The 26154-nt window shown below is 68.4% G+C and carries 24 protein-coding genes; 13 read left to right on the top strand and 11 right to left on the bottom strand.

Translation table 11 applies throughout. The features are described 5' to 3' along the window. Positions 1–16 precede the first annotated feature (16 nt). On the top strand, positions 17–1096 hold the full coding sequence (locus PWF70_RS04115; RefSeq protein ID WP_042376200.1) for an NAD(P)H-dependent amine dehydrogenase family protein: 1080 nt from the start codon (positions 17–19) through the stop codon (positions 1094–1096). Between the two features lie 4 nt (positions 1097–1100). Here the strand turns inward: PWF70_RS04115 and PWF70_RS04120 are convergent, their stop codons facing one another. Next, entirely contained in the window at positions 1101–2609 is a 1509-nt protein-coding gene (locus PWF70_RS04120; RefSeq protein WP_006358474.1) for a glutamate-cysteine ligase family protein, read from the bottom strand. Positions 2610–2656: 47 nt separating this feature from the next. Here PWF70_RS04120 and PWF70_RS04125 point away from each other — a divergent pair, with 47 nt between their 5' ends. The 3 genes from PWF70_RS04125 (at position 2657) to purM (ending at position 6040) form a co-directional block, all read left to right on the top strand. Beyond that, the gene (locus tag PWF70_RS04125; protein ID WP_006358475.1) at positions 2657–3076 is read left to right on the top strand and encodes a sterol carrier family protein; all 420 of its coding nucleotides are present in this window, start codon (positions 2657–2659) and stop codon (positions 3074–3076) included. A gap of 161 nt (positions 3077–3237) precedes the next feature. Then, complete coding sequence (purF, locus tag PWF70_RS04130; protein ID WP_035751821.1) at positions 3238–4845, top strand: amidophosphoribosyltransferase; 1608 nt, start codon at positions 3238–3240, stop codon at positions 4843–4845. 82 nt (positions 4846–4927) lie between these two features. Beyond that, positions 4928–6040 (top strand): phosphoribosylformylglycinamidine cyclo-ligase, encoded by a 1113-nt coding sequence (purM, locus tag PWF70_RS04135; protein ID WP_035751819.1) that lies wholly within the window; start codon positions 4928–4930, stop codon positions 6038–6040. A 328-nt stretch (positions 6041–6368) separates the two neighbouring features. Here purM and PWF70_RS04140 read toward each other — a convergent pair whose 3' ends face one another. The 3 genes from PWF70_RS04140 to ygfZ all read right to left on the bottom strand — a co-directional run bounded on the left by PWF70_RS04140 (position 6369) and on the right by ygfZ (position 8499). Continuing rightward, positions 6369–6545: a DUF3073 domain-containing protein gene (locus PWF70_RS04140; protein ID WP_005194294.1), complete on the bottom strand. Its 177-nt coding sequence runs from the start codon at positions 6543–6545 to the stop codon at positions 6369–6371. 94 nt (positions 6546–6639) lie between these two features. Then, positions 6640–7317 carry an MOSC domain-containing protein gene (locus PWF70_RS04145; protein WP_035751818.1) on the bottom strand — a complete coding sequence of 226 codons (678 nt, stop codon included), beginning with the start codon at positions 7315–7317 and terminating at the stop codon, positions 6640–6642. A gap of 3 nt (positions 7318–7320) precedes the next feature. After that, the gene (gene ygfZ / locus PWF70_RS04150) at positions 7321–8499 is read right to left on the bottom strand and encodes a CAF17-like 4Fe-4S cluster assembly/insertion protein YgfZ (protein WP_035751816.1); all 1179 of its coding nucleotides are present in this window, start codon (positions 8497–8499) and stop codon (positions 7321–7323) included. 74 nt (positions 8500–8573) lie between these two features. Between ygfZ and PWF70_RS04155 the strand changes: the two genes are divergently transcribed. The 5 genes from PWF70_RS04155 to cydC all read left to right on the top strand — a co-directional run bounded on the left by PWF70_RS04155 (position 8574) and on the right by cydC (position 15756). Then, complete coding sequence (locus tag PWF70_RS04155) at positions 8574–9443, top strand: aminodeoxychorismate lyase (RefSeq protein ID WP_035751815.1); 870 nt, start codon at positions 8574–8576, stop codon at positions 9441–9443. A gap of 207 nt (positions 9444–9650) precedes the next feature. Then, the gene (locus tag PWF70_RS04160; RefSeq protein ID WP_035751813.1) at positions 9651–11231 is read left to right on the top strand and encodes a cytochrome ubiquinol oxidase subunit I; all 1581 of its coding nucleotides are present in this window, start codon (positions 9651–9653) and stop codon (positions 11229–11231) included. Positions 11232–11258: 27 nt separating this feature from the next. Next, a complete protein-coding gene (cydB, locus tag PWF70_RS04165) occupies positions 11259–12341 on the top strand; it encodes a cytochrome d ubiquinol oxidase subunit II (protein WP_035751811.1) in 1083 nt (360 codons plus the stop codon). After that, positions 12338–14062 (top strand): thiol reductant ABC exporter subunit CydD, encoded by a 1725-nt coding sequence (gene cydD, locus PWF70_RS04170; protein WP_286352838.1) that lies wholly within the window; start codon positions 12338–12340, stop codon positions 14060–14062. The genes cydB and cydD overlap by 4 nt, the downstream gene beginning before the upstream one ends. After that, on the top strand, positions 14044–15756 hold the full coding sequence (cydC, locus tag PWF70_RS04175) for a thiol reductant ABC exporter subunit CydC (RefSeq protein ID WP_286352839.1): 1713 nt from the start codon (positions 14044–14046) through the stop codon (positions 15754–15756). The genes cydD and cydC overlap by 19 nt, the downstream gene beginning before the upstream one ends. Before the next feature lie 107 nt (positions 15757–15863). On the opposite strand, the gene PWF70_RS04180 is transcribed toward cydC, so the two are convergent. From PWF70_RS04180 to PWF70_RS04190, 3 genes are all read right to left on the bottom strand, one after another. Then, entirely contained in the window at positions 15864–17363 is a 1500-nt protein-coding gene (locus PWF70_RS04180; protein WP_286352840.1) for an aldehyde dehydrogenase, read from the bottom strand. A 134-nt stretch (positions 17364–17497) separates the two neighbouring features. Continuing rightward, entirely contained in the window at positions 17498–18133 is a 636-nt protein-coding gene (locus PWF70_RS04185) for an LON peptidase substrate-binding domain-containing protein (RefSeq protein WP_006358486.1), read from the bottom strand. A gap of 52 nt (positions 18134–18185) precedes the next feature. After that, a complete protein-coding gene (locus PWF70_RS04190) occupies positions 18186–18494 on the bottom strand; it encodes an antibiotic biosynthesis monooxygenase family protein (protein ID WP_006358487.1) in 309 nt (102 codons plus the stop codon). Between the two features lie 82 nt (positions 18495–18576). Here PWF70_RS04190 and PWF70_RS04195 point away from each other — a divergent pair, with 82 nt between their 5' ends. After that, on the top strand, positions 18577–19404 hold the full coding sequence (locus PWF70_RS04195) for an alpha/beta fold hydrolase (protein WP_286352841.1): 828 nt from the start codon (positions 18577–18579) through the stop codon (positions 19402–19404). 60 nt (positions 19405–19464) lie between these two features. On the opposite strand, the gene PWF70_RS04200 is transcribed toward PWF70_RS04195, so the two are convergent. Then, positions 19465–20433, bottom strand: a complete 969-nt coding sequence (locus PWF70_RS04200) for a hypothetical protein (protein ID WP_286352842.1) — start codon at positions 20431–20433, stop codon at positions 19465–19467. A gap of 120 nt (positions 20434–20553) precedes the next feature. Continuing rightward, positions 20554–21426 carry an iron-sulfur binding domain-containing protein gene (locus tag PWF70_RS04205; RefSeq protein ID WP_286352843.1) on the bottom strand — a complete coding sequence of 291 codons (873 nt, stop codon included), beginning with the start codon at positions 21424–21426 and terminating at the stop codon, positions 20554–20556. Between PWF70_RS04205 and PWF70_RS04210 the strand changes: the two genes are divergently transcribed. Beyond that, positions 21425–22075 carry a carbonic anhydrase gene (locus PWF70_RS04210; protein WP_035751798.1) on the top strand — a complete coding sequence of 217 codons (651 nt, stop codon included), beginning with the start codon at positions 21425–21427 and terminating at the stop codon, positions 22073–22075. The two genes, PWF70_RS04205 and PWF70_RS04210, sit on opposite strands and share 2 nt — an antisense overlap. A gap of 126 nt (positions 22076–22201) precedes the next feature. Next, positions 22202–22969 (top strand): hypothetical protein, encoded by a 768-nt coding sequence (locus PWF70_RS04215; RefSeq protein WP_006358492.1) that lies wholly within the window; start codon positions 22202–22204, stop codon positions 22967–22969. Positions 22970–23013: 44 nt separating this feature from the next. Here the strand turns inward: PWF70_RS04215 and disA are convergent, their stop codons facing one another. Then, positions 23014–24099, bottom strand: a complete 1086-nt coding sequence (disA, locus tag PWF70_RS04220; RefSeq protein ID WP_006865342.1) for a DNA integrity scanning diadenylate cyclase DisA — start codon at positions 24097–24099, stop codon at positions 23014–23016. A 104-nt stretch (positions 24100–24203) separates the two neighbouring features. Between disA and PWF70_RS04225 the strand changes: the two genes are divergently transcribed. Continuing rightward, a complete protein-coding gene (locus tag PWF70_RS04225; protein ID WP_286352971.1) occupies positions 24204–24734 on the top strand; it encodes a PaaI family thioesterase in 531 nt (176 codons plus the stop codon). Between the two features lie 7 nt (positions 24735–24741). Here the strand turns inward: PWF70_RS04225 and radA are convergent, their stop codons facing one another. Continuing rightward, complete coding sequence (gene radA, locus PWF70_RS04230; RefSeq protein ID WP_006358495.1) at positions 24742–26121, bottom strand: DNA repair protein RadA; 1380 nt, start codon at positions 26119–26121, stop codon at positions 24742–24744. Positions 26122–26154: the final 33 nt, after the last annotated feature.

Consider the following 26154-nt stretch of genomic DNA (forward strand, 5'->3'; position numbering starts at 1 on the left):
TTCTAGTTTGAGGGGCATGACTCTGCGCGTGGTCGAGTGGTCGACCGGAACCGTCGGAAGACATGCGATCGCCGGGATCGACGCCCGTCCCGACCTCGAGCTCGTCGGGGTCTGGGTGTCGAGTCCGGACAAGGTCGGGAAGGACGCCGGAGAACTGGCGGGTCTCGGTCGTGACCTCGGCGTCGCCGCGACCGACGACCGGGACGCACTGATCGCCCTGAGGCCCGACTGCATCGTCCACACCGCGATGACCGACGACCGCGTCATGGAGTCGATCGAGGACCTGATCTTCTTCGTGGAGAACGGGATCAACGTGGTGTCGAGCGGGCCGGTGGTGCTGCAGTTCCCGCAGGGAATCCTGCCCGATTCGCTACTGGAGCGGATCGCCGCGGCGGGACGCACCGGCGGGGCGAGTCTGCACGTCAACGGTATCGATCCCGGCTTCGCCAATGACGTTCTGCCGCTGTCGATGACGAGTCTGTCGCAGCGGATCGACGAGGTTCGGTGCCAGGAGATCGCCGACTACTCGACCTATTACCAGCCGGTCGTCATGCGGGACCTGTTCGGCTTCGGACAACCCATGGACACCACGCCGTTGTTGCTGTCGCCCGGCATCCTGTCGATGGGCTGGGGCAGCGTGGTGCGCCAGATCGCCACCGGCCTCGGCCTCTCCCTCGACGAGCCACTCGTCGAACGGGTCCAGCGGGTCGAGGCGGACCGCGACTACTCGACGGTGTCGGTGGAGATCCCGAAGGGGACCATGGCGGCGCTGCGGTTCGAGGTCGCCGGCCAGGTCGACGGTGTGGATCGTGTTGTGCTGGAGCACTACACACGCACGCATGCCGATCAATGCCCGGATTGGCCGACGCCGCATGAGGGCGACGGCTGCTATCGGATAGCGATCTCCGGTGAACCGGAGATGACCGTCGAGTTCGGCCATCACGGGGAGAACGGCGACCACAACGTCTCCGGGATGATCGTCACGGCCATGCGGCTGGTCAATTCGGTTGCCGCGGTGGTCGATGCAGAGCCCGGCTTGGTGACCGCCCTGGATCTGCCGCTCATCACCGGGCGGGGTCTGGTGACGCGGGGCTGACCCCTCACATGTCCCACGTGTGCACGGGTTCGCCCTCGTGCATGAGAGTCACGTAATCGGCGAGCATGCCGCTCAGCGCCGCCGACCGGCTCTCGCCGGCCTTCTCGCGGGCGGCGACGGCCTCGCGCTGCCACACCGACCCGGTCCGGCGGGTGACGCAGCGTCCCTCGATCACCGACAGATACCGCTTGCGGGCCTTGTCCGAGACGCCGTATGCGCGAAGGCCTTTCTCGGCGAGGGTCAGCAGGCGCCGGAGTACGAGTTCGTCCGGTCGGACCCAGCCGACGTCGGGCCAGTAGAGCTGCGACTCCATGCCGAAATGCGCACCGGACTGTAGGTTCTCCGCGGCCGCGTTGAACGACATCTGCGACCACAGCGGCCGGTCGGCCTCGACGAGCCCGCGGACCACCCCGTAGTAGAAGGCGGCGTTGGCCATCGTGTCCACGACCGTCGGTCCGGCGGGCAGCACCCGGTTCTCGACGCGCAGATGTGCCTGCCCCTCGTGGATGTCGTACACGGGCCGGTTCCAGCGGTAGACCGTGCCGTTGTGCAGCCGCAGCTCGTCGAGCGTCGGGATACGTCCGGCATCGAGTTCGGCCAGCGGATCGACGTCGGTCGAGACGGGTAGGAGAGCAGGGAAGTAACGGGTGTTCTCCTCGAACAGGTCGAAGATGGTGTTGATCCAGCGTTCGCCGAACCAGACGCGTGGCCGGACGCCCTGGTTCTTCAGCTCCAGCGGCCGGGTGTCGGTGGCCTGCTCGAAGACCGGGATGCGACTCTCGTGCCACAGTGCGGTCTCGGCGAGGAACGGGGAGTTGCCGGCCAGCGCCACCTGTATCCCGGAGATCACCTGGGCGGCATTCCAATGCGCGGCAAAGTCTTCCGGGGCCACCCTCAGGTGCAGCTGCAGCGAGGTACAGGCGGCTTCGGGGAGGATCGAGTCGGTGGACGTGTGGAGGCGTTCGGTGTCATGGCCGTCGCCCAGCGGCACACCGCTGATGTCGATCTCGAGGTCCTCGCCGCGGGCGTTGAAGATCTGCTCGTTCAGCAGGTCGTAGCGGGGGTTGGCCGAGATCCACTGATGGGCAAAGTGTTCGGCCTTCAGGGTCGGGAGCATCCCGATCATGACCAGGTGGTTGTCCGTGCGGGCGGCGCGTTCCTCCGCGCGGTTCAACGACGTCCGCAGCGCCTGTTCCAGCGAGATCGTGTCGTCGGTGGTGAAGGGCCGCGGCGAGACGTTGATCTCGATGTTGAACTGCCCGAGTTCGGTCTGATAGTCGGGGTCGGCGATCGCCTCGAGGACGGCGGCGTTGGCCATGGCCGGACGCATCTGCTCGTCGACGAGGTTGAGTTCCACCTCCATGCCGAGGAGGGGTTTGGGTGGCCGCCCCTGATCGGTGAACAGCCCGTCGGCGAGCATCCGCGCGATCGCGTCGGTACCACGACTGACCTGCCGGCGGAACCTCACGCGATCCTCGCCGGTGAACTCCTGTTTGGTCACTTCCGCGCCCATGCGTCACATACTGCCCCAATTCGGGCGGCGTCAACCGCCGTTGCAAGATGACTGACGTGCCCCCGCGTAAGAGACCCGACCCGGCAGAGGTCCGCGCCGCAGTCCTCGCGGTCGCGGACTGGCTCGGCGACGAATCGGCCCCCGCGCCGTCGCGGCCGGCTCTCGCCGCCGCCGTCCGCCTCACCGCCCGCACGCTCGAACACCTCGCCCCGGGCAACTCGGTCGAGGTTCGCGTCCCACCGTTCGTCGCGGTGCAGTGCATCGAGGGCCCGCGCCACACGCGCGGGACGCCGCCCAACGTCGTCGAGACCTCGCCGCGCACGTGGTTGCTGATGGTGACCGGTCTGCTGACCTACGACGCCGCGCTCGGCGCCGGGGAACTCGACGCATCGGGCCACCGCGCGGACCTGGTGGCGGGGCTGCTGCCGCTGGTTCCGCTGGGCCCGGGCGCGTCGAGAACCGAGTGATCCGACGAGTGTGATCCGTCACTCCTGGCGTTCACGTGGAATTACGGCGCTTCGGACACCGCTGGAAGATTCGCTCTGTGAGGCAACGGGCACGTAAACTCCGAAACTGTCTCCCAGCACATTGACGTGTTAACCGATTCGCAGCCCAGGGGAGCTAGTCGATGACTGATCGCTCGATCGCCAACGTGAACCTGCTCGCTCCCACGCCGGCCGGTGGATGCTCCGCAGCCGGTGGATGCGCGCCCGAACCCGCTCCGCTGGACCAGCCCGAGAACGAACCGCGCGAGGAGTGCGGGGTATTCGGGGTCTGGGCACCCGGCGAGGACGTCGCCAAACTCACCTACTACGGCCTCTACGCGCTGCAGCATCGCGGACAGGAGGCGGCGGGCATCGCCGTCGGCGACGGCAGCCAGGTCGTCGTCTTCAAGGATCTGGGCCTCGTCAGCCAGGTGTTCGACGAGCAGACACTGGGCGCGATGAGCGGCCACGTCGCCATCGGGCACTGCCGCTACTCCACCACCGGTTCGACCACCTGGGAGAACTCGCAGCCGATCTTCCGCACCACCGATGCCGGCACCGGCGTCGCGCTCGGTCACAACGGCAATCTCGTCAACACCGCCGATCTCGCCGCCCGCGCTCGGGAGAAGGGCATCAAGAGCTCCGCGGCGACGTCGGACTCGGATGTCGTGGGTGCGCTCCTGGCGCACGGCGCCGCCGACAGCTCGATCGAGCAGGCCGCGATGGAGCTGCTGCCGACACTCAAGGGCGCCTTCTGCCTGACCTTCATGGACGAGCACACCCTCTACGCGGCACGAGACCCGCACGGTGTGCGTCCGCTCTCGCTCGGACGCCTCGACCGCGGCTGGGTCGTCGCTTCGGAGACCGCCGCCCTCGACATCGTCGGCGCCTCCTTCGTCCGCGACATCGAACCCGGTGAGCTGCTGGCCATCGACGCCGACGGCGTGCGCACCAAGCGCTTCGCCGAGCCGACCCCGCGCGGCTGCGTCTTCGAGTACGTCTACCTGGCCCGCCCGGACTCCAACATCCACGGCCGGTCGGTGCACTCCACCCGCGTGGAGATCGGCCGCCGCCTGGCCAAGGAACACCCTGCCGAGGGCGACCTGGTGATCCCGGTCCCGGAGTCGGGTGTGCCCGCGGCCGTCGGCTTCGCCCAGGGCTCGGGTATTCCCTACGGGCAGGGCCTGATGAAGAACGCCTACGTGGGCCGCACCTTCATCCAGCCGTCGCAGACGATCCGTCAGCTCGGCATCCGGCTCAAGCTCAACCCGCTGCGCGAGGTCATCCGCGGTAAACGACTCGTCGTCGTCGACGACTCGATCGTGCGCGGCAACACCCAGCGCGCCCTCATCCGCATGCTGCGCGAGGCCGGTGCCGCCGAGGTGCACGTGCGGATCGCCTCCAGTCCCGTGCGCTGGCCGTGCTTCTACGGCATCGACTTCGCCTCCCCGGCGGAACTCATCGCCAACGGCATGGAGTCCGAGGAGGGCATGGTCGAGGGTGTGCGCCAGGCCATCGGCGCCGACTCGCTCGGCTACATCAGCATCGACGAGATGATCGGTGCCACCGAGCAGCCCGCGTCGAACCTGTGCGCGGCCTGCTTCGACGGCAACTATCCGATCGAACTGCCCGAGGAGACCTCCATGGGCAAGGCGGTCCTGGAGCAGATGCTGGCCTCCGCCGCACACGACGGAACGGTCGACCCGCTCACCAAGCCGAACGACAACGTCAGCGCAGTGATGCGTCCCTGAATCCGGGGGCAGGGCACTCCGGTACCGTGTGATCGTCGGCGAACACGCCGAGAACAACTTTTGACAAGGGGTGCTTGCGGAGATGACGGAGCGGGATGCGGCGGCCGACGAGACGACGGGCGCTACGCCGCCGGCCTCGTACGCGGCGGCCGGAGTCGACATCGACGCCGGTGAACGAGCCGTAGAGCTGATCACCCCGCACGCGAAACGTGCCTCGCGCCCCGAGGTCCTCGGCGGGCTCGGTGGCTTCTCGGGCCTCTTCGCGCTGAAGGGCAACTACCGCGAGCCGGTCCTCGCCGCCGCCAGCGACGGCGTCGGAACCAAGCTCGCCGTCGCGCAGGCCATCGACAAGCACGACACCGTCGGACGTGACCTCGTCGCCATGTGCGTCGACGACCTCGTCGTCTGCGGCGCCGAGCCGCTCTTCCTACAGGACTACATCGCCGTCGGCAAGGTCGTCCCCGAGACCGTCGCCCAGATCGTCGCCGGCATCGCCGACGGCTGCGTCGAGGCCGGATGCGCGCTGCTCGGCGGCGAGACCGCCGAACACCCCGGACTCATGCAGGACAACCACTACGACCTGTCGGCCACCGCCGTCGGTGTCGTGGAGGCCGACAAGGTCCTCACCCCCGACCGTGTCCGTGCCGGTGACGTCGTCATCGCCATGGGATCGTCGGGCCTGCACTCCAACGGCTACTCGCTCGCCCGCAAGGTGCTGCTCGAGTGGGGCCACATGGATCTCTTCGGCCACGTCGAGGAGTTCGGCCGCTCGCTCGGCGAGGAACTGCTCGAGCCGACCCGCATCTACGCCCGCGACTGCCTGGCGCTCATCGCCGAGGCGGACGTGCGGACCTTCGCGCACATCACCGGCGGCGGACTGGCCGAGAACCTGGCCCGCGTCATCCCTCAGGGCCTCGTGGCCGAGCTGGAACGCAACACCTGGACCCCGGCCCCGATCTTCGCCCTCATCGGGCAGCGCGGACGCGTCGAGCAGCTCGAGATGGAGCGCACCTTCAACATGGGTGTCGGCATGGTCGCGGTCGTCGCACCCGAGGACACCGACCGCGCACAGGCGGTCCTGACGGCCCGGCACGTCGACAACTGGGTGCTCGGCACGATCAAGCGGTCCACCGACCCCAAGAGCACCGAGGCAGGCTCGCGCGTCTCCCTGGTCGGCGAGCACCCGCGCTTCTGAGAGTCACGGGCGCACAGCGCCTCTCGCACCGACGCCAAAGCGGCGGGGACCTTCGGGTTCCCGCCGCTTTCTCGTTGTCAGACGCGTCGATCGCACCCTACCGCTGGACACCACAGAGCAGCGATGCTCATCGCCGGTTGTCGCCGCGGCGAGCACCGCTGGATGTCGAGAAACGACTCCGCACGCATCAGACGGCCGCAGTCACCTGCGGCCGTCTGATACCTACGAAAACATCAACCCGCGTTACCGCGGGTCCGCTGAGCGGAGAGGTCGTGGCGGGGTGAGATCTGGTGTCGCCGATGAGGCCGGCACCCACGAGTGGTGCGCCTCAGGCGCGTCGCCACTCGTCCTCGTCCAACCACTCATCCACCGGATCCGGACGATCTACCGAGCTGGTCTGCCCGGACAGCTCACGCTGCAGGCTTTCGAGATCGGTGTTCGGAGTGGAGTACTTCAGCTGACGAGCAACCTTCGTCTGCTTTGCCTTTGCCCGGCCGCGGCCCATACGGGACCCCCTCGCAAAATGACGGGGCGGCCAACGATTTGGCGGCCCCGTTCTCTTGAAGTAATTCTGTCGTGCTGACCAGTCTAGCGCGCCTTCAGGACTTGTGTGCCGCGCCCTGCCTCGCCGCGCCGCCCGATCTCTTCACCTTGCTCATAATTCGCTGCGCCTCGCGTCGGACCTTGACCGGCAGATCGTCGGCGGCGAGCAGCGTGGCGATCGACTCGGGGTCGGCGTCGACGAGCAGTTGCCGGACCCGCACACCGTGATCGGGACGGTGGATCACTGTCACCGAATCGCCCGCGGCCACCGTACCGGGCTGCAGAACGCGCAGGTAGGCGCCGAAATCGGCCTGGTCCATGAACCTCTTCACCCACCTGGGCTCATCCGCCCACACCGCGAAGGTCCGGCACGGTACACGAGGGATGGTGGTCTCGAGGAGGAGTCCGTCGTCACCGACCTGCCACCGCTCACCCACGAAGGCGTCGGTGACGTCGATCCCGTCTATCCGGAGGTTCTCGCCGAACCAGCCGTAAGGAAGCTCACGTCCGAGTTCCTCGGACCAGCGTCGTGCGTCGGGTTCGGCGTAGGCGTACACCGCCTGATCGACGCCGCCGTGATGCCTGCGGTTGCGCTGGTGATCGGCGGCCAGTCCGAGCTCGTGCACGTCGGCGCGGCCGGCCAGAGGGCGCTTGTCGATCGCGGACGGGCCGATCTTGTCGAGGACGACGTCATGGCCGGCCGCGCAGACGGCCAGCACGGTTCCGGTGTCCACGCGTCAGGTGCCCGGGGTGGCCGAGCCGCTGCGCAGCCGCTCGACGGCGGCGCGACCGGCCTGGACATGATCGTCCTCGCGGACGGAGTCCGGATCGATGCGCGCGCTCACCGGTTCCTCGGCGCCGATCGTCAGTTCGACGTCCGAACCGACGTTGCGTTTGACGAGCGCGAGCGCGATGGGGCCCCACTCGTAGTGGTCGATGACGGTGCCGAGACGGCCGACGGTGCGGCCACCCGCGGTGACCGGGTCGCCGGTCGTCGGACGCTGATCCGAGCTGCCGTCGAGATGCAGAAGTACCAGGCGTCGCGGCGACTTGCCGAGGTTGTGGACACGGGCGACCGTCTCCTGGCCGCGGTAGCAGCCCTTGTCCAGATGGACGGCGCCCTGCTCGGCCGGACCGCCGATCCAGTCGACCTCGTGCGGGATCGTCCGTTCGTCGGTGTCGGCACCCAGCCGGGGGCGGCGGGCGGCGACGCGCAGCGCGTCGTACGCCCAGCTGCCCGCCATCCGGGCGCCGGCCTCGACGAGTGCGTCCCACCAGCGCAGCAGGACGAACTCGGGCAGGACGAGGTCGACGACCGGCAGGTCGCGGTTCTCGCCGAGGGGTGGCATCCGTCGCCAGAATCCCAGCGGCTCGTCCTCGTGATGCGTCTCCGGCAGGTTGCCCGCCTGGTAGACGTCCGCGTCGGCGGGGATCTCGAGCAGCTCGGCGACCGGTCCGGTCACCGCGCCGGGACCGACGAGGGTGAGTACCTTCATGTCTGTTCGCGGGGCCGGCTGCGCCTTGGCCCAGAACACCATCTTGGCGAGGAACCCGGCGAGGGCCTCGCCGCGTACGCCCTCGGTGTCGACCCAGGTGACGCCGTCGATGTCGGTCAGGACGAAGTGTTCCTCGACGCGGCCGTTGGCGTCGAGAGACAGATTCTCCGCGCTCCGGCGGTCGGGGAGTGCGGCGACGTGCTGGCTCGAGATGGTGTGCAGCCAGCTCAGGCGTTCCTCGCCGGGGATCTCGACGACGGCGCGGTCGGAGCGGTCGACGACGATGACCCCGGTGGCGGCGGCTCTCTGTTCCCCGAGTGGATCACCGAAGTGCCACGGGGTCTCCGATGAGTGGAACTCGCCGGGGCCGGGGACCGCCCCGCCCTCGGAATGCCTGGTCAGGATGGGTGAACGGCTCACGGGTCGATTCTACGGGTCGCTCGCGCACCAGGGGTGTGGAGCCGGGGCCGGGCGGTCGTGGGAGCCTCTTATCCATGTCGGATTCGATCCTGCTCACCCTCGACGGCACCCAACACGATGCCGATGCACCGTTCCTGCACGCCGACGACCTCGCGGCGGTGCGCGGCGACGGCGTCTTCGAGACCCTGCTCGTCCGTGCCGGCCGGGCGCGTGGGGTGCGCCTGCACCTCGAGCGCCTCGCCCGTAGCGCGACCGCGATGGAGCTGCCGGCACCGGACCCCGACGAGTGGCGCGCGGCGGTCGAGAACGCGGTCAAGCTGTGGACTGCCGAGCACGGGACGTCGGACGAGGCGTTGCTGCGTCTGGTCTACACCCGTGGGCGCGAACACGGGTACGCCCCGACGGCCTACCTGACCGTGGAGCGGGTGCCCGAACGCGTCGCCTCGGCGCGCGCCGACGGTGTCTCGGTGGTCACCCTCGATCGCGGCTTCTCCATCGACCTGGCCGCCAGGGCGCCATGGCAGCTGCTCGGGGCGAAGACGCTGAGCTATGCGACCAACATGGCCGCGCTCCGGCACGCCGCATCCGAGGGCTACGACGACGTCATCTTCGTCAGCAGCGAGGGGGCGGTGCTCGAGGGGCCGCGATCGACGGTGGTCGCGGTGTACGGGGACTCGCTGGTCACCCCGCCGACGGAGATCGGCATCCTCGCCTCGACGACTGCCCAGGCCGTCTTCGATCTCGCCGATGCGGAGGGCTGGAAGACCAAGGTCGAGATCCTGCGCCCGGAGGATCTCGTGGCGGCCGACTCGGTCTGGCTCGTCAGCAGCGTGACGCTCGCGGCCCGGGTCACCCATCTCAACCGGTACGTGATGCCGGTGCCGGCCGACGCCGACCGGTTTTCCGATTTGGTGGACCGAGCCATCGCCGCGGAAGACAATTGATCCCGGTCACTCACACATGATCCCGGGCCCGCGTCACACCTGTTCGCGGGTGAGAGCGAATGCACCAGCGACAGTGCAGTGATGGGACTTTTGGCGCTTGAACAGGGTCGGTGACCAGGCGTAACGTCGCGCCCAGGGCCTACTACTAAAAGTAGTAGGCGACGTCGGCACCCGCCGGCTCAGCCGGTGACCTGATTCGAGGCATACATGGACGCTCTGGACGTCTCCAGATGGCAATTCGGTATCACGACCGTCTATCACTTCATCCTGGTGCCGCTGACCATCGGTCTCGCACCGATGATCGCGGTGATGCAGACGGTGTGGCACGTCACCGGCAACGAGCAGTGGCTGCGCGCGACGAAGTTCTTCGGCAAACTCTTCCTGATCAACTTCGCGTTGGGTGTCGCGACCGGCATCGTCCAGGAGTTCCAGTTCGGCATGAACTGGAGCGAGTACAGCCGATTCGTCGCGGACGTGTTCGGCGCCCCGCTCGCGATGGAAGGGCTCGTTGCGTTCTTCCTCGAGTCCACCTTCATCGGACTCTGGATCTTCGGCTGGGATCGGCTGCCGCGCAGGGTGCACCTGGCGTGCATCTGGCTCGCCTCGATAGGCGTCATCGCCTCGGCGTACTTCATCATCGCGGCGAACTCGTGGATGCAACACCCGGTGGGCGTGGTGTGGGACGACACGCGAGACCGGCCGAGGATGAACGACTTCTGGGCGGTGATCACGAACAGCACGACACTGGCGGCGTTCCCGCACGTGATCGCCGGTGCCTTCCTCACCGCAGGCACCTTCGTCGCCGCCATCGGTTGTTGGTGGATGGCTCGGAACATGTGGCGCGCCAAGAAACTCCGTGTGGCCATCGACACCGGTGACACCTCGGAAATGCCCAAGACGACCTCGCCGAGCCACATCGACGCCACCCCCGAGGATCTCGAGCTCGACGCCCGACGCTTCTGGCGGCCGGTCACCCGGTTGGCTCTCTGGATCGTGATCGCCTCCGGTGTGGGGTTGTTCATCACCGGCGACATCCAGTCGCAGATCATGTTCAACCAGCAACCGATGAAAATGGCTGCGGCGGAATCTCTGTGCGAGACCCAGACCGGCGCCGGATTCTCCGTGCTGGCCATCGGGCGGCAGAACAACTGCGACAACATCGAGCACGTCATCGAGATCCCGAAGATGCTCTCGTTCCTGGCCGACCACAGTTTCGACAGCACCCTGCAGGGCGTCGAGGAACTGCAGCAGCAGTACACCGAGGCGCTCGCGGGACAACCAGGTGTGCCCGCAGGGCAGAACTTCGCCCCGAACCTGTTCGTCACCTACTGGAGTTTCCGGGCGATGATCACCTGGGCTCTCGGGTCGGTCGTGGTGGCGCTCGGGGGACTCTGGCTCACGCGTCGCAAGCGAGTCGTCGAATCCCGCAAGTTCGGCACTCTCGCGCTGTGGATGATCCCGACACCGTTCCTGGCCAACAGCTCTGGCTGGATCTTCACCGAGATGGGACGTCAGCCGTGGGTCGTTGCGCCCAACTGGGAGAACGACCTCGACCCGATGCGGATCAACATGCTCGTCCAGAACGGGGTTTCGAACCACTCGGCGGCGACGGTGTGGGTGACGCTGATCGGCTTCACCCTGCTCTACGGCGCGCTGGGTGTCGTGTGGTTCATGCTCCAGCGGCGATATGTCATCGAGGGGCCGGCGACCTATGACTCCAGACCGCCGGGACATTCCGACCCCGACGCGGACAGCGGTGAGCCCAAACAGCTCTCGTTCGCGTACTGACGGCCGACCCAACCATAGGAGAGACCAGTGGGACTTCCGGAAGTCTGGTTCCTGATCATCGCGGTGCTGTTCGTCGGCTACTTCGTCCTCGAGGGGTTCGACTACGGCGTCGGGATGCTGATGCCCTTCCTCGGCCGCAGCCACACCGGCGGCGATGCACGGGTGGCGTCCGATGAGCCGGCCGCCGACCCCGATACCCGTCGGCGGGTGCTGCTCAACACGATCGGACCGGTCTGGGACGGCAACGAGGTGTGGTTGATCACCGCGGGTGGAGCGTTGTTCGCCGCCTTCGGCGGCTGGTATGCAACCATGTTCTCCGCCTTCTACTTCGCGCTGTTCCTGATCCTGATCGGCCTCATCACGCGGGTCTGCGCCATCGAGTGGCGCGGCAAGATCGACAACCCGCGATGGCGGATGTGGTGCGACGTCGGGATCGGACTCGGCTCCTGGATTCCGGCCATCGTGTGGGGCATCGCCTTTGCCAATGTCGTACGCGGTCTGCCGATCGACGCCGACGCGCAGTACACGGGCGGATTCTTCGACCTGTTCAACCCGTATGCGCTGTTGGGCGGGCTGACCACGTTGCTGGCCTTCCTGACCCACGGCGCCGTCTTCCTGTCGTTGAAGACCGACGGCGCGCTTCGCGAGGACTCGATGCGCTACGCATCGCGGCTGTCGATCCCGGCGCTGGTCGTCGCGGGGGCGTTCCTGTTGTGGACGCAGTTCGCCTACGGCAGTGCGTGGACCTGGATTCCGGTGCTGACCGCCGCGGTCGCCGCCCTGGTGATGGTGGGTGCCACCCAGGTGCGCAAGGAGGGCCTGGCGTTCGCCGCGACCTCGATCGCCATCGTGGGCACCGTGGCGGCCCTGTTCGGGTCGCTGTACCCCGACGTGCTGCCGTCGACGATCAATCCGGCGTATGACCTCACCATCGACAACACCTCGTCGAGTCACTACACCCTCGTCGTCATGACCTGGGCCGCCGTTCTGGTCACACCCGTCGTGATCGCCTACCAGGCCTGGACCTATTGGGTGTTCCGCAAGCGCCTGTCCGTGGAGATCATGCCCAAGCCGGCGGGGCTGCGATCCCTGCGCGCCTTCGGCGAGTGACGCCGCTGGAACGGTCGGCGGCCACGCGGCGGGGTGCGGCCCGGCCGCCGGTCGATCCGCGCCTGCTGCGGTATTCACCGACGACCCGGCGCTACGTCGCGGTCACCGCGGCGTTCGCCGTCGCGCAGGTGATCGCGATCATCGTGGCCGCGGGTACGGCCGCCTCGATCCTGTCGGAGCTGATCGTCTTCCCGGAGGAGCGGTCCTTCGACGCGCAGTGGGTGCACCTGGTCGTCCTCGCGGTCGCGATGGCGGCCCGTACCGCGATGGCTTATGGGCACGACCGATATGCGCACCGCGCGGCCGAACAGGCGATCGCGGAATTGCGGGCCGAGGCACTCGATGTGCTCACCGATCCGCGTCGGACCGCACCGCGAACGCTGCTGACGCTGCGTGAGCATGCGGCGACCGTGCTGTTGCGGGGACTCGACGCGCTCGGGCCGTATCTGTCCGGATACCTGCCGGCGCTCGTGGCCGCGGTGATCCTCACGCCTACGGTGACCGTGGTGATCGCCTTCGCCGACTGGCCGTCGGCGCTGATCATCCTGATCACGTTGCCGCTCATCCCGATCTTCATGGTCCTGGTCGGGCTCATGACCCGGGATCGCACCAGCCGCAAGCTGGCGACGATGAGCAGGCTGACCGCGCAGCTGCTGGATCTGATCGCCGGCCTGCCGACGCTGCGGGCACTGAACCGGGCCGAGGCCCCGGCCGCCCAGGTGGCCGAACTCGGTGAGGCACACCGGCGTTCCACGATGAGTTCGCTACGGGTGGCGTTCCTGTCCGGGGCCGTCCTCGAGCTGCTCGCCACCCTGTGCGTCGCACTGGTCGCCGTGGGCATCGGTCTGCGCCTGGTGTTCGGCGAGATGTCGCTCTACGCAGGTGTTTTCGCGTTGATCCTGGCGCCCGAGGCGTATCTGCCTCTCCGACGCGTCGGCGCACAGTTCCACAACTCCGCCGACGGCGTCACCGCCGCCGGGGAGGTCTTCGAGCTGATCGACTCTCCCGAGGACGCGGCGCCGATGCCGGTCAGCGGTGGCCGGGGCATCACCGTTGCGGGCGCGCCGATCACCATCCTCGACCTCGGGGTGCACGGTCGTGACGGCTGGGCGCCGGAGTCCCTGCGCGCGACCATCGCGCCCGGCTCGCTCACGCTCTTCACCGGCCCGAACGGGTCGGGGAAATCCACGACCCTGGCCGCCATCATGGGTTTGGTGACACCGGACGACGGGTCGGTGCTCATCGGGTCCATCCCGGTCACCCATGCCGATCCCGAGTCCCTGTACGAACAGATCGCCTGGCTGCCGCAGCAACCGGTCGTCGTGCCGGGCACGGTCGGCGAGAACGTGGAACTGTTCGGCGCCCTCGACCGCGACGCCGCCGACCGGGCCGCGACGGCCAGTGGATTCGACTCCGTGGTGCTCGAGCTGCCGAACCGTCTCGACACCCGGCTCGGCGCGGGCGGCGTCGGACTGTCCGCCGGCCAGCGCCAGCGACTCGCGCTGACACGAGTGCTTGCATCCCCGGCTCCGCTGCTGCTCCTCGACGAGCCGACCGCCCACCTCGACGAGGACTCCGAACGTGCGGTGCTCACCGCGCTCCGCGAGCGCGCACGCGCCGGTGACACGGTCATCGTGGTGGCCCATCGGGGGATCGCGCGTGAATTCGCCGATCAGGTCGTCGAATTCGACGGAGGTGTGCGATGCGCGACGACCCACTGATCCGGGCGCTCGGATTCCTCGGCCTGCGCCGTGGCGCGGTCGCCAAGGCCCTGCTGCTCGGCGTCGGCGGTTCGCTGTCGGCGCTCGGCCTCGCGGCGCTGTCCGCGTGGCTGATCACCCGCGCGTGGCAGATGCCGCCGGTGCTGTACCTGTCGGTGGCGATCACCGCCGTTCGGGCACTCGGCATCTCGCGCGGCCTGTTCCGCTACCTCGAACGGCTCGCCACCCATGATCTCGCCCTGCGTGCGATGACGACCGCCCGCGAACGGGTGTACACGGCCCTCGCGACCGGTTCGCCCGCCTACTCGGTCACTCTCCGGCGCGGAGATCTGTTGACCCGCACGGGCGATGACATCGACGAGATCGGCAACGCGCTCATCCGCGGACTCATCCCCATCGGCGTCGGGGTGACGACGGCCGTGGCCGCGGTCGTCGTGATGGCACTGGTCTCGCTGCCCGCCGCCGCAGTGCTCGCCGTCGCGCTCGTCATCAGCGGTGGCGTCGCCCCGTGGCTCGCGGCGCGCGGTGGCGCCTCCACCCTCCGGGACGGGTCGCGCGCGGCCACCGAATCCGCCGAGGCGACGACGACCACACTGTGGCACGCCTCCGAACTCGTCGTCGCGCGTCGGCGTGGAGAGCTGCTCGAGACCGCTGCAGACGCCGACCGCCGGCATCTCGCGGCCACCGATCGGGGACGTCGACTGGAGGCGGCAGCCGCTGCGGCCACCCCACTCGCGATGGGTGCGTCACTCGTCGCGGCATGTGTGATCGCCATCCAGTTGGCATCGCAGACAACCGGTTCCCTCGCCGGGATCGCCTCCGGCGAGGGGCTCACCCCGATGATCCTCGGCGTGCTGGTCCTCCTGCCGCTGTCGGCCTTCGAGTCGACCGCGCCGCTGACCGAGGCCGGATTGCAGATCGAGCGCAGTCGCCAGAGTGCCGCTCGGGTCATGGCTCTCGTCGACGGTGCGCACGCCGCCGACGGCACCGGGCCGTCCGGTGCGGATGTGGCGGTCCACCGTGGGATGGTCGAGGTGTCGACCGACGGACTGCGATGGGGGCGCGCGGAACGGAACGTCCTCGGACCCGAGGACGGCCTCGACCTCGACCTGCGGCCGGGATCGAGGCTGGCGGTCGTCGGACCCAGCGGAGTCGGCAAGTCCACGCTGCTGCTCACCCTCGCCGGCCTGCTCGATCCCGTCGACGGGGAAATCACCTGTGTCGACACGTCGAGCCGTGGGCCCGTCGAACTCCGTTCGGCCGGCTGCTACTTTGCGGAGGAGGCACATCTCTTCTCGACGTCGGTCCGCGAGAACATGCGCGTCGCGCGCGGTGACGCCACCGACGAGGAGATCCTCGCGGCCCTGACGACCGTCGGCCTCGACGGTTGGGCGGCAAGGCTTCCCGACGGTCTGGACACCACCCTGACCGGCGGTGCCGACGCCGTCAGCGGCGGCGAGCGCCGACGCCTGCTCCTCGCTCGAGCACTGCTCCACCCGGCACCGATGGTCCTGCTCGACGAACCGACCGAACACCTCTCCGCCGACGACGCCGCCGGCCTGCTCCGGCGCCTCCTCGGCGTCGAGGACGACCTCTTCGGACCCGACCGCATCGTCGTGGTCGTGACCCACCAGCTCCCCGCGGACGTCGGCTACGCGCGGGTGGTGGAACTGGCTCCGGTCGCCACCCACTGACGGGGATACCCGATCGCTCCTCGCACCTCGAGCAGCAGAGGACAACGGAATCGGGGCCGGACGCCTGGCGTCCGGCCCCGGTATTTCCCCCTGTGAGAGGTGAGGGTCTAGTTGCTGGAGACCTCGTAGCCCATCGGCAGCATCGTCGACTTGTGCTCGAGGAAGGACTCCAGGCCTTCGCGACCGTTCTCGCGGCCGATGCCGGAGTTCTTGTAGCCGCCGAAGGGGGACTCGGGATCGATTGCGTACCAGTTGATCCCGAAGGTGCCCGTGCGGATCTTGGTGGAGATCTCGATGCCGCGCTCGACGTCGTTGGTCCACACCGTGCCGGCGAGTCCGTAGTCGGAGTCGTTGGCGATGGCGATGGCCTCGTCGACGTCGTCGTAGGCGATCACCGACAGGACGGGGCCGAAGATCTCCTCCTGGGCGATGGCCATGTCGTTGGTGACGCCGGTGAAGATGGTCGGGGTGAGGAAGTAACCCGAGTCGAGACCGGCGGGACGTTCGCTCTCGAGAGCCGGTGTGGCACCGGCCTTCTTGCCGAGTTCGATGTACGCCTCGACCTTCTGGCGCTGCTTCTCGGTGATCAGCGGCCCGAGCTGGGCCTCCGGATCCGACGGCAGGCCGACCTTCATGGCCTTCGCCGCCTCGACCATCGCCGCGACGATCTCGTCCTGGCGGCTGCGCGGCACCAGGATTCGGGTCTGCGCCACGCAGGCCTGGCCGGTGTTGAACAGGCCGAGGAACGTCAGCATGAAGGCGTTCGCGGCGATGTCGACGTCGTCGAGGACGATGGCCGCCGACTTGCCGCCCAGCTCGAGCGAGCAGCGCTTCAGGGTCTCGGCGCAGGCGGCGCCGATGGCCTTGCCCGCGGCGGTCGAACCGGTGAAGGTGATCTTGTCGACGTCGGGATGGGCGACGAGGGCCTGGCCGGTCTCGGTGCCGCCGGGGACCACCGAGATCGCCTCGGCGGGCACGCCGGCCTCGATGAACAGCTGGGCCACGTAGTTGCCGGTGAGCGGGGTCTCCGGGGCGGGCTTGAGGACCACCGAGCAGCCGGCGGCGAGGGCCGCGCCCATCTTGTTGCAGGTGATGAACAGCGGGACGTTCCAGGCGCAGATCGCGCCGACGACGCCGACCGGCTCGCGGGTGATGCGGGTGGTGCCGAACAGGCCGGTCCGGTACTCCTCCCACTGGTAGTCGCGGGCGGCGTTGGCGTAGGCGCGCAGGACACCGGTGCCGGGCAGCTGCTGCAAGGTGGCGATCGCACTCGGCGGCGCACCCATCTCGGCCGAGACCAGCGCGGTGATCTCGTCGCCGCGCTCGTCGATGAGGTCGGCGACCTTGGCGATGATGTCGGCGCGCTGAGCCGGGGGCGTCGAACTCCAGACGCCGGAGTCGAAGGCGGCGCGTGCGGCCTTGACCGCGGTGTCGACGTCGGTGGCGTCGGCGTGCGGCACGGATCCGACACGCTCCCCGGTGGCGGGGGAGAAGACCTCGAGGGTCTCACTGGAATGGGGGTCGACCCATCGGCCGCCGATGAGCAACTGGGGTTGATCCCCGCCGCCGGTGACTGTTGCGGTGTGGGACTCCACGGTCTCGGTCATTACGCGTGTGCTCCTCAGGAGGACGGGTTCTTGCCGGTCAGCGGCGGGTTTCTCTCCGCACGCGGGCAAGTGTGAACTACGGCACACGCAATACTAGAACACGTTCTAACTTCGCCGCCAGGGGCCGGCGCGAATCAGCCCCGGCCGAACGCCGCTCGGGCCTCCAGTCCTTCCATGACGTCGTCGAGCACATCGAGCTGTCCGGACGGGTCGGCGGCCTCGAGGAGGCGTTGCTGATCGTGGGGCTCGACCTGGAGTCGGTTGGCCCAGCGGTAGATGGGCGAGATGTCTGCCATCGCGGGATCGGCGTCGATGATGTCGAGTGCGGCGAAGATCGTGTCGACGTCCTTGCCGGCGGCCTCGAGAGTCTGCCGCATGATGACGCGGAGGCGCTGGTCGATCGAGTGCAGCCGCTCGAGGTCGACCTCGGAAGGGGCCGGTTCGGAGAGCACCTCGATGCGGGCGAGGGGATACGGATCGTCGGGAAGCCATTCGACGATCCGGAAGCGATGAGTGCCGGTGCCGGACAACAGCGCCCGACCGTCCGGGAATCGATCGGTGACGTCGGCGAGTGTCATCGTGCCGACCTCGCACCGGACCTCGCCGCCGCCGACCTCGGAGCCGCGGGCGATCAACACGACGCCGAAGCGCACGGTCGATCGTCCGTCGGACTCCTCGATGTGGTCGCCTACCATCTGCCGGTAGCGCGGTTCGAAGACACGCAGCGGCAACTCGCCACCCGGCAGCAGGGCGGTGCCGAGCGGGAACATCGGCGAGACGAACTGCTCGCCGGCGGGGATCGACGAACTCAGGGCTGCTCCGTCAGGCCCTGGGGCGCGCGTCGAGGACGACCTCGAACTCGAGCAGATCGGCACCCGAGGCGACCGGCTTGGCCCGCTCTCCGGCGTGCGCTTCGCGTGCCGGGCCGGATGCCCACGCCTGGAAGTCCTCTTCGGACTCCCACTGCGTCACGACGAAGTAGCGGTCGTCGCCCTTCACCGGACGCAGGAGCTGGAACCCGAGGAATCCCTTGGAACCGTCGACCGAGTGGGCGCGGTTGGCGAACCGCTTCTCCAGTTCGGGTCCGGCGCCCTCGGGAACGGTGATTGCATTGATCTTCACAACAGCCATGCGTCCACCATAGGCGTTGCGAGTGCGGTCGTGACGGTGTTGCCGGGCTCGAGGCACCGGTCGGGCGGCTACAGTTTCGGCCATGTTCGACACCCACGCGATCGGCGAGATCGGGTTCCGTGACCACGGGGGTCCGGTGATCGTCGACGACGCCCGCGGTCCGCTCGACGACGGCACGACGACGCGGCCGATCGTCCTGCTGCACGGGCTGATGGGGCGTGGGCGCACGTGGCGGCGACAGGTGCCGTGGTTGCGCCGGTACGGCCGGGTGTTCACCTACGACGCGGCCTTTCACACCGGCGCCGATGTCGAGGAGCCGGACAGCGCAACAGAACTCGCGACCGAGCGGTTCGTCGCCGACCTCGCCGAGATCCTCACCTGGATCGACCGCGGACCGGCGGTACTCATCGGGCACTCGATGGGGGCCCTGCACGCCTGGTGCACCGCCGCCGCCTATCCGGAGCTCGTGGCGGCGCTCGTGGTCGAGGACATGGCACCCGACTTCCGCGGTCGGACCACCACCAACTGGACGCCCTGGTTCGAGTCCTGGCCCGAGCGTTTCGATTCCGTCGACGACGCGGTCGCGATGTTCGGTCCGGTGGCCGGCCGGTACTTCTACGAGGCATTCGACGACGGTCGGCTCCATGGCCGGATTCCGTTGTGGGGCGCGATCGCCGACGAGTGGGGCGTTCGCGACTTCTGGGCGGAGTGGGAAGAGGTCGCGGTGCCGTCGCTGGTGATCGAAGCCGAGTACACGGTCACCCCGCCCGGGCAGATGCGCCGCATGTACGAGGTCAACGAGCATGCGCAGTATCTACGGGTCGAGGGGGCCGGGCACCTCGTCCACGACGACGCGCCGCACGTGTATCGCGGTGCGGTGGAGGCTTTTCTGTCCGGGCTGGACACCTGACCCGAATAGATCGGGGCGCACACGATGTCTCGTGCGCGCCCCGAATGGGTGGACTGTGGATCAGGCGGGATCGGCGGGTGCGATCGGTGCGCCGTTGAGTCGACGCCAGCAGTGCACCAGGAACAACTGGGCGACCGGGGCGGCGACGATCAGCCCGACATAGCAGACCAGTACGCCGACCAGGTTGATGGCGTAGGTGACCAGCAGGGTGATGATCGAGTCACCGACCTTCGACTTCGTCAGCTCGAAGGAGTTCTTCATCGCGTTGATCGGCGAGAGGCTCTTGTCGATGGTGGCGACCACCGAGAACATCAGGAAGAACATCGCGATGATGCCGGGGATGATGCACAGGGCGTAGCCGATTCCGGTGATGATGCCGACCAGGATCGCGGTGCCGACGACCGGTCCGAAGCGGATCGGGGTCAGGAACGACTTCGCCGTCACCGGTTCGCCGTTGGCGACGCGGACCGCGCCCGAGATGATGCTCGCCTGGATGTAGAGCAGTCCCAGGATGAACACGAGGTACACGAGGCCGAAGAGAATCGAGCCGCCGAAGCCCAGCGACGTCTCCTCGTAGTAGTAGCCATTGCCGTAGTCGACCCGTTCGGTGGTACCGAAGAGTGCGACGGCCGAGAATCCGACGGCGATGAGCGCAGCGCCGAGCAGCAATACCACGAGACCCGGGAGGATCATGGCGCCGACGTTGTTCTTGAACTTGTTGAAGGCCCAGGAGAACGCCTCGCCCACATCGACCTTGGTGCCGGGGGCGCCCGGACCACCGGGATATGCGCCGACATCGCCGTACTGCGGTGCACCCGGGGGCGGCGGAGGCGGTGCCTGGCCGTATTGCGGCTGACCGTACTCGGGCTGCTGGCCGTACTGCGGTGGCTGCTGCCCGAACCCGGGCTGTTGGCCGTACTGGGGCGGGGGCGGCGGCTGCTGCCCGTACTGGGGCGGCTGCTGCCCGGGTTGTCCACCCGGCTGGTTCGGGTCCGACGGCGGGACAGGAGGATACGGCGGCTGACTCATGGATCGGGACATTAGCAACGATCCGGGTCCGGCGGGAGACTATGCCCGAACGATCAAATGACTGGTCATCGACCTTGGCACGAAATATGACCTGCGGTGTCGCCCGTCGGTCGGACGGCTTCAGCCCTCGCCCGCAAGGCAGTAGCGCCCGTCGGTGGTGATCTCCACGAGCCCGTCGACGAGCAGGGAGTCGAGGGCACGGTCGCGCTGGGCGGTGTCGCTCGTCCACACCACGTCGAGCTTCGTCCGGTCCACCGAACCGGTGGTGCCGCGCAGGACGTCGAGCAGCAGGCCGCGGACCTGGCGGTCGGTGCCGACGAACTTCTGGGCCTTCCGCGGTGGGCCGGTGTGCGCTGGACGACCGCGGCGGACCCAGGCACAGTCCACGAGAGGGCAGTTGTCGCACTTGGGGTTTCGTGCTGTGCACACCAGTGCGCCCAGTTCCATCAGGGCCGCCGAGAACCGCGGCGCGCCGGACCGGGGGAGCAGCGCCTCGGCGTCGTCGAGGTCGCGGCGTGACGGGTTACCGGGCTGCTCGCGACCGTGCACCGCGCGCGCGATGACGCGGCGGACGTTGGTGTCGACGACGGGTACCGCCCGGCCGTAGGCGAAGCACGCGACCGCCCGCGCGGTGTAGTCGCCGATGCCGGGCAGCGTGAGCATCGTCTCGACGTCGTCGGGCACTCGGTCGCCGTGATCACGTGCGAGGACCTTGGAGCACTCGTGGAGGCGCAGGGCGCGCCGGGGGTACCCGAGCTTGCCCCAGGCACGTAGGACCTCACCGGCAGGCTCGACGGCCATCGCCGACGGCACCGGCCAGCGCTCGACCCACATCCGCCACGGCTCCAACACCCGGGAGACCGGGGTCTGTTGCAGCATGATCTCGCTGACGAGGATCTGCCATCCGGTACATGCCGGGTCCCGCCACGGCAGGTCGCGCTCATGGGTGCCGAACCAACCGATCAATCGCTCCGGTGGCACACTATTGGTCATGATCGGAAAGACACCCCGCGAAGCCTGGCGCGTCCTGCGCAACGGAAACGACCGATTTGTGGCCGGAGAATCTCAACATCCGAGCCAGGGTATCGAGGATCGGGCGCGGCTCGCCGACGGGCAGCACCCGCATGTGGTCCTCTTCGGCTGCGCCGATTCCCGTCTGGCCGCCGAGATCATCTTCGATCAGGGTCTCGGCGACATGTTCGTGGTCCGCACGGCCGGCCACGTCATCGACTCCGCGGTCATGGGTTCGCTCGAGTACGCGGTCGAGGTCCTCGACGTGCCGCTGATCGTGCTTCTCGGCCATGACAGCTGCGGCGCGGTGAAGGCGACCCTCGACGCCCTCGACGATCTGCAGATCCCCGGCGGCTACATCCGCGACGTCGTCGAACGAGTCACCCCGAGCATTCTCGCCGGACGCAGCGAGGGCCTCACCCGGGTCGACGAGTTCGAGGCCCGCCACGTCGTCGAGACCGGGCGCCTGCTCATGCAGCGCAGCCGGATCATCGCCGACCGCATCAGCACCGGGAGACTCGCGATCGTCGGCCTGACCTACAAGCTGAGCGAGGGCCGGGTGAGCCTGCAGGGCGTGTACGGCGACATCGGCGAGCAGCCGCAGGCCCACGTGGTGGCGGAGACCGCCTGAATCGCTCCGGACGACCCGGAACCTGAAGGCGAACTCTAGACTTTGCCTGTTGGGGACTGTTTTTCGGCCGCGACACGCCGCACGTGATCAACCGGAAGTCAAGATCCGGCCGTTAGCGTTGTGGTCGTGATCGAACCCCAGGGCCCGCTGCCCCCCGAGATCTACTGGCGACGACGCGTTGTCGCCGGGGGTGCTGCACTGGTCGTCGTGGGGTTGGTCGTGGCTCTCATCGTGTGGATGACGTCGGGTGGTGACGCGCCGCAGAACACCGCGGCCACCTCATCCGTTCCCAGCAGTGCGGCTCCGTCCTCGGAGTCGGCGCCGCCGTCGTCCGAACCGCCCGCCGCCGGAGACGCCGGCGCCGGTGGCGCTCCGGGCGGCAATGCTGCCGGTGCCGGAGCCCCGGGTGGTGCGTCCGCGTCGGCGTCCTCACCTCCGGAATCGGCGAGCCCCGCAGGAGTCCCCGGTGGCCCCGCCGGCCCCAACCTCTGCCCGGACCAGGCGATCTCGGTGGTCCTCTACACCGACAAGCCGACGTATACGATCGGCCAGCAGCCGGTCTTCACGATCGTCACCACGAACGCCGGTCTGTCCGACTGCACACGCGATGTGGGCAAGGCCGCTCAGAACGTGATCGTGCGGACGCTCGACGGGTCGCGCACCCTGTGGTCGGCGCGTGACTGTTCGCCGATCGAAACCGTGAACAACGTCGTCCTCAAGCCCGCACAGCAGGTCAAGGACACGATCACCTGGTCGGGTACCACCAGCAGCCCCGGCTGTGAGCGTCCGCGGACGCAGGTGCCCGCCGGTTCCTACTCGGCGATCGGCAAGATCGGGGAGCGCGAGTCGTTCCCGATCACCTTCAACGTGGTCGCCCCGGCGCAAGAACCCTGATCGTCAGAAAACCCTGATCGTCTGAAGCCCGATTCGTCGGGGCTCTAGTCGTATCGCTCGATGCTTGTCTCCGCGAGCCGGGAAAGGCCTTCGCGGATGTGCCGCGCCCAGATGCTGCCGATGCCCTCGACGGCCTGGAGGTCGGCCGAGGTGCTGGCGAGCAGAGCCTGCAGGGTGCCGAAGCTGCGGACGAGCCGGTCCACGTGCGCGAACTGCAGACGGGAGATGCGAGCGAGCAGCCGGTAGCCGCGCGGACTCATGGCGTTGTCCTGGGCATCGATCGTCGTCGGGTAGCCGAAGGCGCCCGCGAGCTGCGTGAGGTCGAGGAGATCGGCATCGCTGAGTCCCTCGATCACCTCGAGCGCCTGCCGCACGTCCTCGGCGGTGGCGGGTTCGGGACTGGCGTAGTAGTCGCGGACGAGGAGTTCGCGCATGGTGTCGTTGTCGCTGATGAGCTCCTCGAGCTGCAGGCTCACCTGCCGGCCGTTGGTGCCCAGTTCGAGGACGTACTCCTCGATCTCCACCGACACCCGGCGCACCATCTCCATGCGCTGTGCGGTCGACATGGCGTCGCGCAGCAGCACGTAGTCCTCGATCTCGGCGCGCGAGAGCGCGGCGATGACCTCGTCGAGGCGTGCCTTGTAGCGCTCCAGGGTCGCCAGGGCGACGTTCGCGCGCGACAGGATGGGGTCAGGGCTCTCCACGACACGACGAGCACCGTCGACGTAGACGCTGACGATCGACATCGAAGCGCTGACCGAGATGACCGGGTGGCCGGTCTGGATCGCGGTGCGCTCGGCGTTGCGATGCCGGGTGCCCGATTCCTCGGTGGGGATCGACGGGTCCGGCACGAGCTGGACGTTGGCGCGCACGATGCGCTTGCCGTCGGTCGACAAGACCACCGCGCCGTCCATCTTGGCGAGCTCGCGCAGCCGCGTGGGGGCGAATTCGACGTCGAGGTGGAAGCCACCGTCGCAGATCTTCTCCACGTCGGAGTCGTGACCGAGCACGATCAGGGCGCCGGTACCGCCGCGCAGGATCCGCTCCAGGCCGTCGCGCAGCGGGGTGCCCGGCGCGACGCGCGCCAACGTCTCACGCGTGAGCTCGGACTTCACCACTTCGGCAACCATGTCTCCCCTTCGGCACCGGGACACCCCGGGCGGACGACGCCCGTCGAAGCAGGTCGTCACAACGGTGACTAGGGTACCGGGATGTGAAGAGCAGCAGTTTTGTGGTGCCCGACGAACTCGACGTGCTCGAGCGTCACCCGAAGACGTCCGAACCGGGCGAACTCATGCGTCCGCACAACATGACGTGCTTCGGTTGTGGCCCAGAGTCCCCACGCGGCCTACACCTCGAGATGTACGCGGGCGAGGGCTTCAGCGTCGACGCGAAGATGCCCGTCCAGCAGTGGATGGAGGGCGGGCCCGGCGTGATCCACGGCGGCATCCTCTCCAGTGCGTTCGACGACGTCATGGGTATGACGCCGCGGCTGATCGGTCCGGCGGCGGTGACCGTGCACCTCCAGGTCGACTTCCTGCAGCCCATCCCGGTGGGCAAGACCCTGCACCTGCATGCCGAGATCCTGGGCAAGCAGCGACGCAAGATCTACGTCGAAGGTGTTGCGCACCTCGGTGATCCGGAGCGGCCGGTGGCGCGGGCGAACGGCCTGTTCGTCCAGATCGACGTCCGGGCGCACTTCGCCGATCACGTCGAGAACAGCGCCAAGGCGGCGGAGTACCTGGGCGGTAAGCCTCAGCTCTGAGGCCGGCTCAGAACGGCGCGTCCACCGGGTCGGAGTCGCGGAGGTGGACGGCGTCGCCGAGGTTGGCGACCCGGAGGATGCGGATGCCCTTCGGGAGTTCCTCGTCGGTGGCCGCGGGGATGATGGCCTCGCGGAAGCCGAGCCGCTTGGCCTCCGCCAGGCGTCGCGCCACCGCCGACACCCGACGGATCTCGCCGCCGAGTCCGACTTCGCCGATGACGACGGTCGACTGGGGGACGGGGCGTTGGGTCAGGGTCGAATAGACCGAGAGCGCGATGGCGAGGTCGGCGGCGGGTTCGGTCACGCGCATGCCGCCGACCGTCGACAGGTAGACCTCCGACTTACCCAGTTCCTTGCGGCCGGCGCGCGCCTGCAGCACGGCGAGGACCATCGCCACCCGGTTGAAGTCGAGGCCCGACACCGCACGACGGGGGTTGGACATCTCGGTCCCGTTGGCGAGCGCCTGTACCTCGCCGACGAGCGCCCGCTTGCCGTCCATCGTCACCATCGTGACGCTGCCACTGACGTCCGAATCCCGTTGGTGCAGGAAGATTCCCGACGGATCGGGCACCTGGTGGATGCCGTCGTCGCGCTGTTCGAAACAGCCGACCTCGTCGGCGGCGCCGAAACGGTTCTTCACGCCGCGGACCATCCGCAGCGTCGAGTGCTTGTCGCCCTCGAAGGCGAGTACGACGTCGACGAGGTGCTCGAGTGAACGAGGACCCGCGACCGCGCCCTCCTTGGTCACGTGGCCGACCAGGATCACCGCGATGCCCCGGTTCTTGGCCAGCGAGACCAGTGCGGTGGTGACGGCGCGGATCTGCGTCACGCCACCGGTCACGCCGTCGGCGCCGGACGCGACGACGGTCTGCACCGAGTCGATGATCATCAGCGACGGCCGCACGGTGTCGACGTGGCCGAGGATGGTCGCGAGATCGGTTTCGGCGGCGAGGTAGACGTTGGCGTGCACCGCGCCGGTGCGCTCGGCGCGCATACGGACCTGACCGGCCGATTCCTCGCCGGTGATGTAGAGCGCGACGCGATCCTGGGCCGCCCAGTGTTTGACGGTCTCCAGCAGCAGCGTCGACTTGCCGACGCCGGGTTCTCCGGCGAGCAGGATGACCGACCCCGGGACGACGCCGCGCCCGAGGACGCGGTCGAGTTCCCCGATGCCGGTGGGCACCGCCGCGGTGGACTGGGCGTCGACCTCGGTGATGCGCAGGGCCGGGCTCGACGGCGCCACCGCGGCGGTCGTCCGGGAGGACGTGGGTGCGCCGGCGACCTCGTCGATCGATCCCCACTCGCTGCATTCGGGGCAGCGTCCGACCCACTTGGCGACCTGATGACCGCAGCCGGTGCAGCGATACGAGGATTTGGGTTTTGCCACCCGGTCAGCCTAAGCGGGCGGACCGACAGAACA

The organism is Gordonia sp. Swx-4, from assembly GCF_030316175.1.
Taxonomy (GTDB): Bacteria; Actinomycetota; Actinomycetes; order Mycobacteriales; family Mycobacteriaceae; genus Gordonia; species Gordonia alkanivorans.

What these genes read in the sequence shown, in the direction of transcription:
- PWF70_RS04210 (WP_035751798.1), top strand. Translation starts at nt 21,425, where the DNA reads ATGATCGGAAAGACACCCCGCGAAGCCTGGCGCGTCCTGCGCAACGGA.
- PWF70_RS04185 (WP_006358486.1), bottom strand. Translation starts at nt 18,133, where the DNA reads ATGTTCCCGCTCGGCACCGCCCTGCTGCCGGGTGGCGAGTTGCCGCTG.
- PWF70_RS04200 (WP_286352842.1), bottom strand. Translation starts at nt 20,433, where the DNA reads ATGAGTCAGCCGCCGTATCCTCCTGTCCCGCCGTCGGACCCGAACCAG.
- PWF70_RS04160 (WP_035751813.1), top strand. Translation starts at nt 9,651, where the DNA reads ATGGACGCTCTGGACGTCTCCAGATGGCAATTCGGTATCACGACCGTC.
- disA (WP_006865342.1), bottom strand. Translation starts at nt 24,099, where the DNA reads ATGGTTGCCGAAGTGGTGAAGTCCGAGCTCACGCGTGAGACGTTGGCG.
- purF (WP_035751821.1), top strand. Translation starts at nt 3,238, where the DNA reads ATGACTGATCGCTCGATCGCCAACGTGAACCTGCTCGCTCCCACGCCG.
- PWF70_RS04140 (WP_005194294.1), bottom strand. Translation starts at nt 6,545, where the DNA reads ATGGGCCGCGGCCGGGCAAAGGCAAAGCAGACGAAGGTTGCTCGTCAG.
- cydC (WP_286352839.1), top strand. Translation starts at nt 14,044, where the DNA reads ATGCGCGACGACCCACTGATCCGGGCGCTCGGATTCCTCGGCCTGCGC.
- PWF70_RS04115 (WP_042376200.1), top strand. Translation starts at nt 17, where the DNA reads ATGACTCTGCGCGTGGTCGAGTGGTCGACCGGAACCGTCGGAAGACAT.
- PWF70_RS04205 (WP_286352843.1), bottom strand. Translation starts at nt 21,426, where the DNA reads ATGACCAATAGTGTGCCACCGGAGCGATTGATCGGTTGGTTCGGCACC.
- PWF70_RS04190 (WP_006358487.1), bottom strand. Translation starts at nt 18,494, where the DNA reads ATGGCTGTTGTGAAGATCAATGCAATCACCGTTCCCGAGGGCGCCGGA.
- purM (WP_035751819.1), top strand. Translation starts at nt 4,928, where the DNA reads ATGACGGAGCGGGATGCGGCGGCCGACGAGACGACGGGCGCTACGCCG.
- PWF70_RS04125 (WP_006358475.1), top strand. Translation starts at nt 2,657, where the DNA reads ATGACTGACGTGCCCCCGCGTAAGAGACCCGACCCGGCAGAGGTCCGC.
- PWF70_RS04155 (WP_035751815.1), top strand. Translation starts at nt 8,574, where the DNA reads ATGTCGGATTCGATCCTGCTCACCCTCGACGGCACCCAACACGATGCC.
- PWF70_RS04120 (WP_006358474.1), bottom strand. Translation starts at nt 2,609, where the DNA reads ATGGGCGCGGAAGTGACCAAACAGGAGTTCACCGGCGAGGATCGCGTG.
- PWF70_RS04180 (WP_286352840.1), bottom strand. Translation starts at nt 17,363, where the DNA reads ATGACCGAGACCGTGGAGTCCCACACCGCAACAGTCACCGGCGGCGGG.
- PWF70_RS04195 (WP_286352841.1), top strand. Translation starts at nt 18,577, where the DNA reads ATGTTCGACACCCACGCGATCGGCGAGATCGGGTTCCGTGACCACGGG.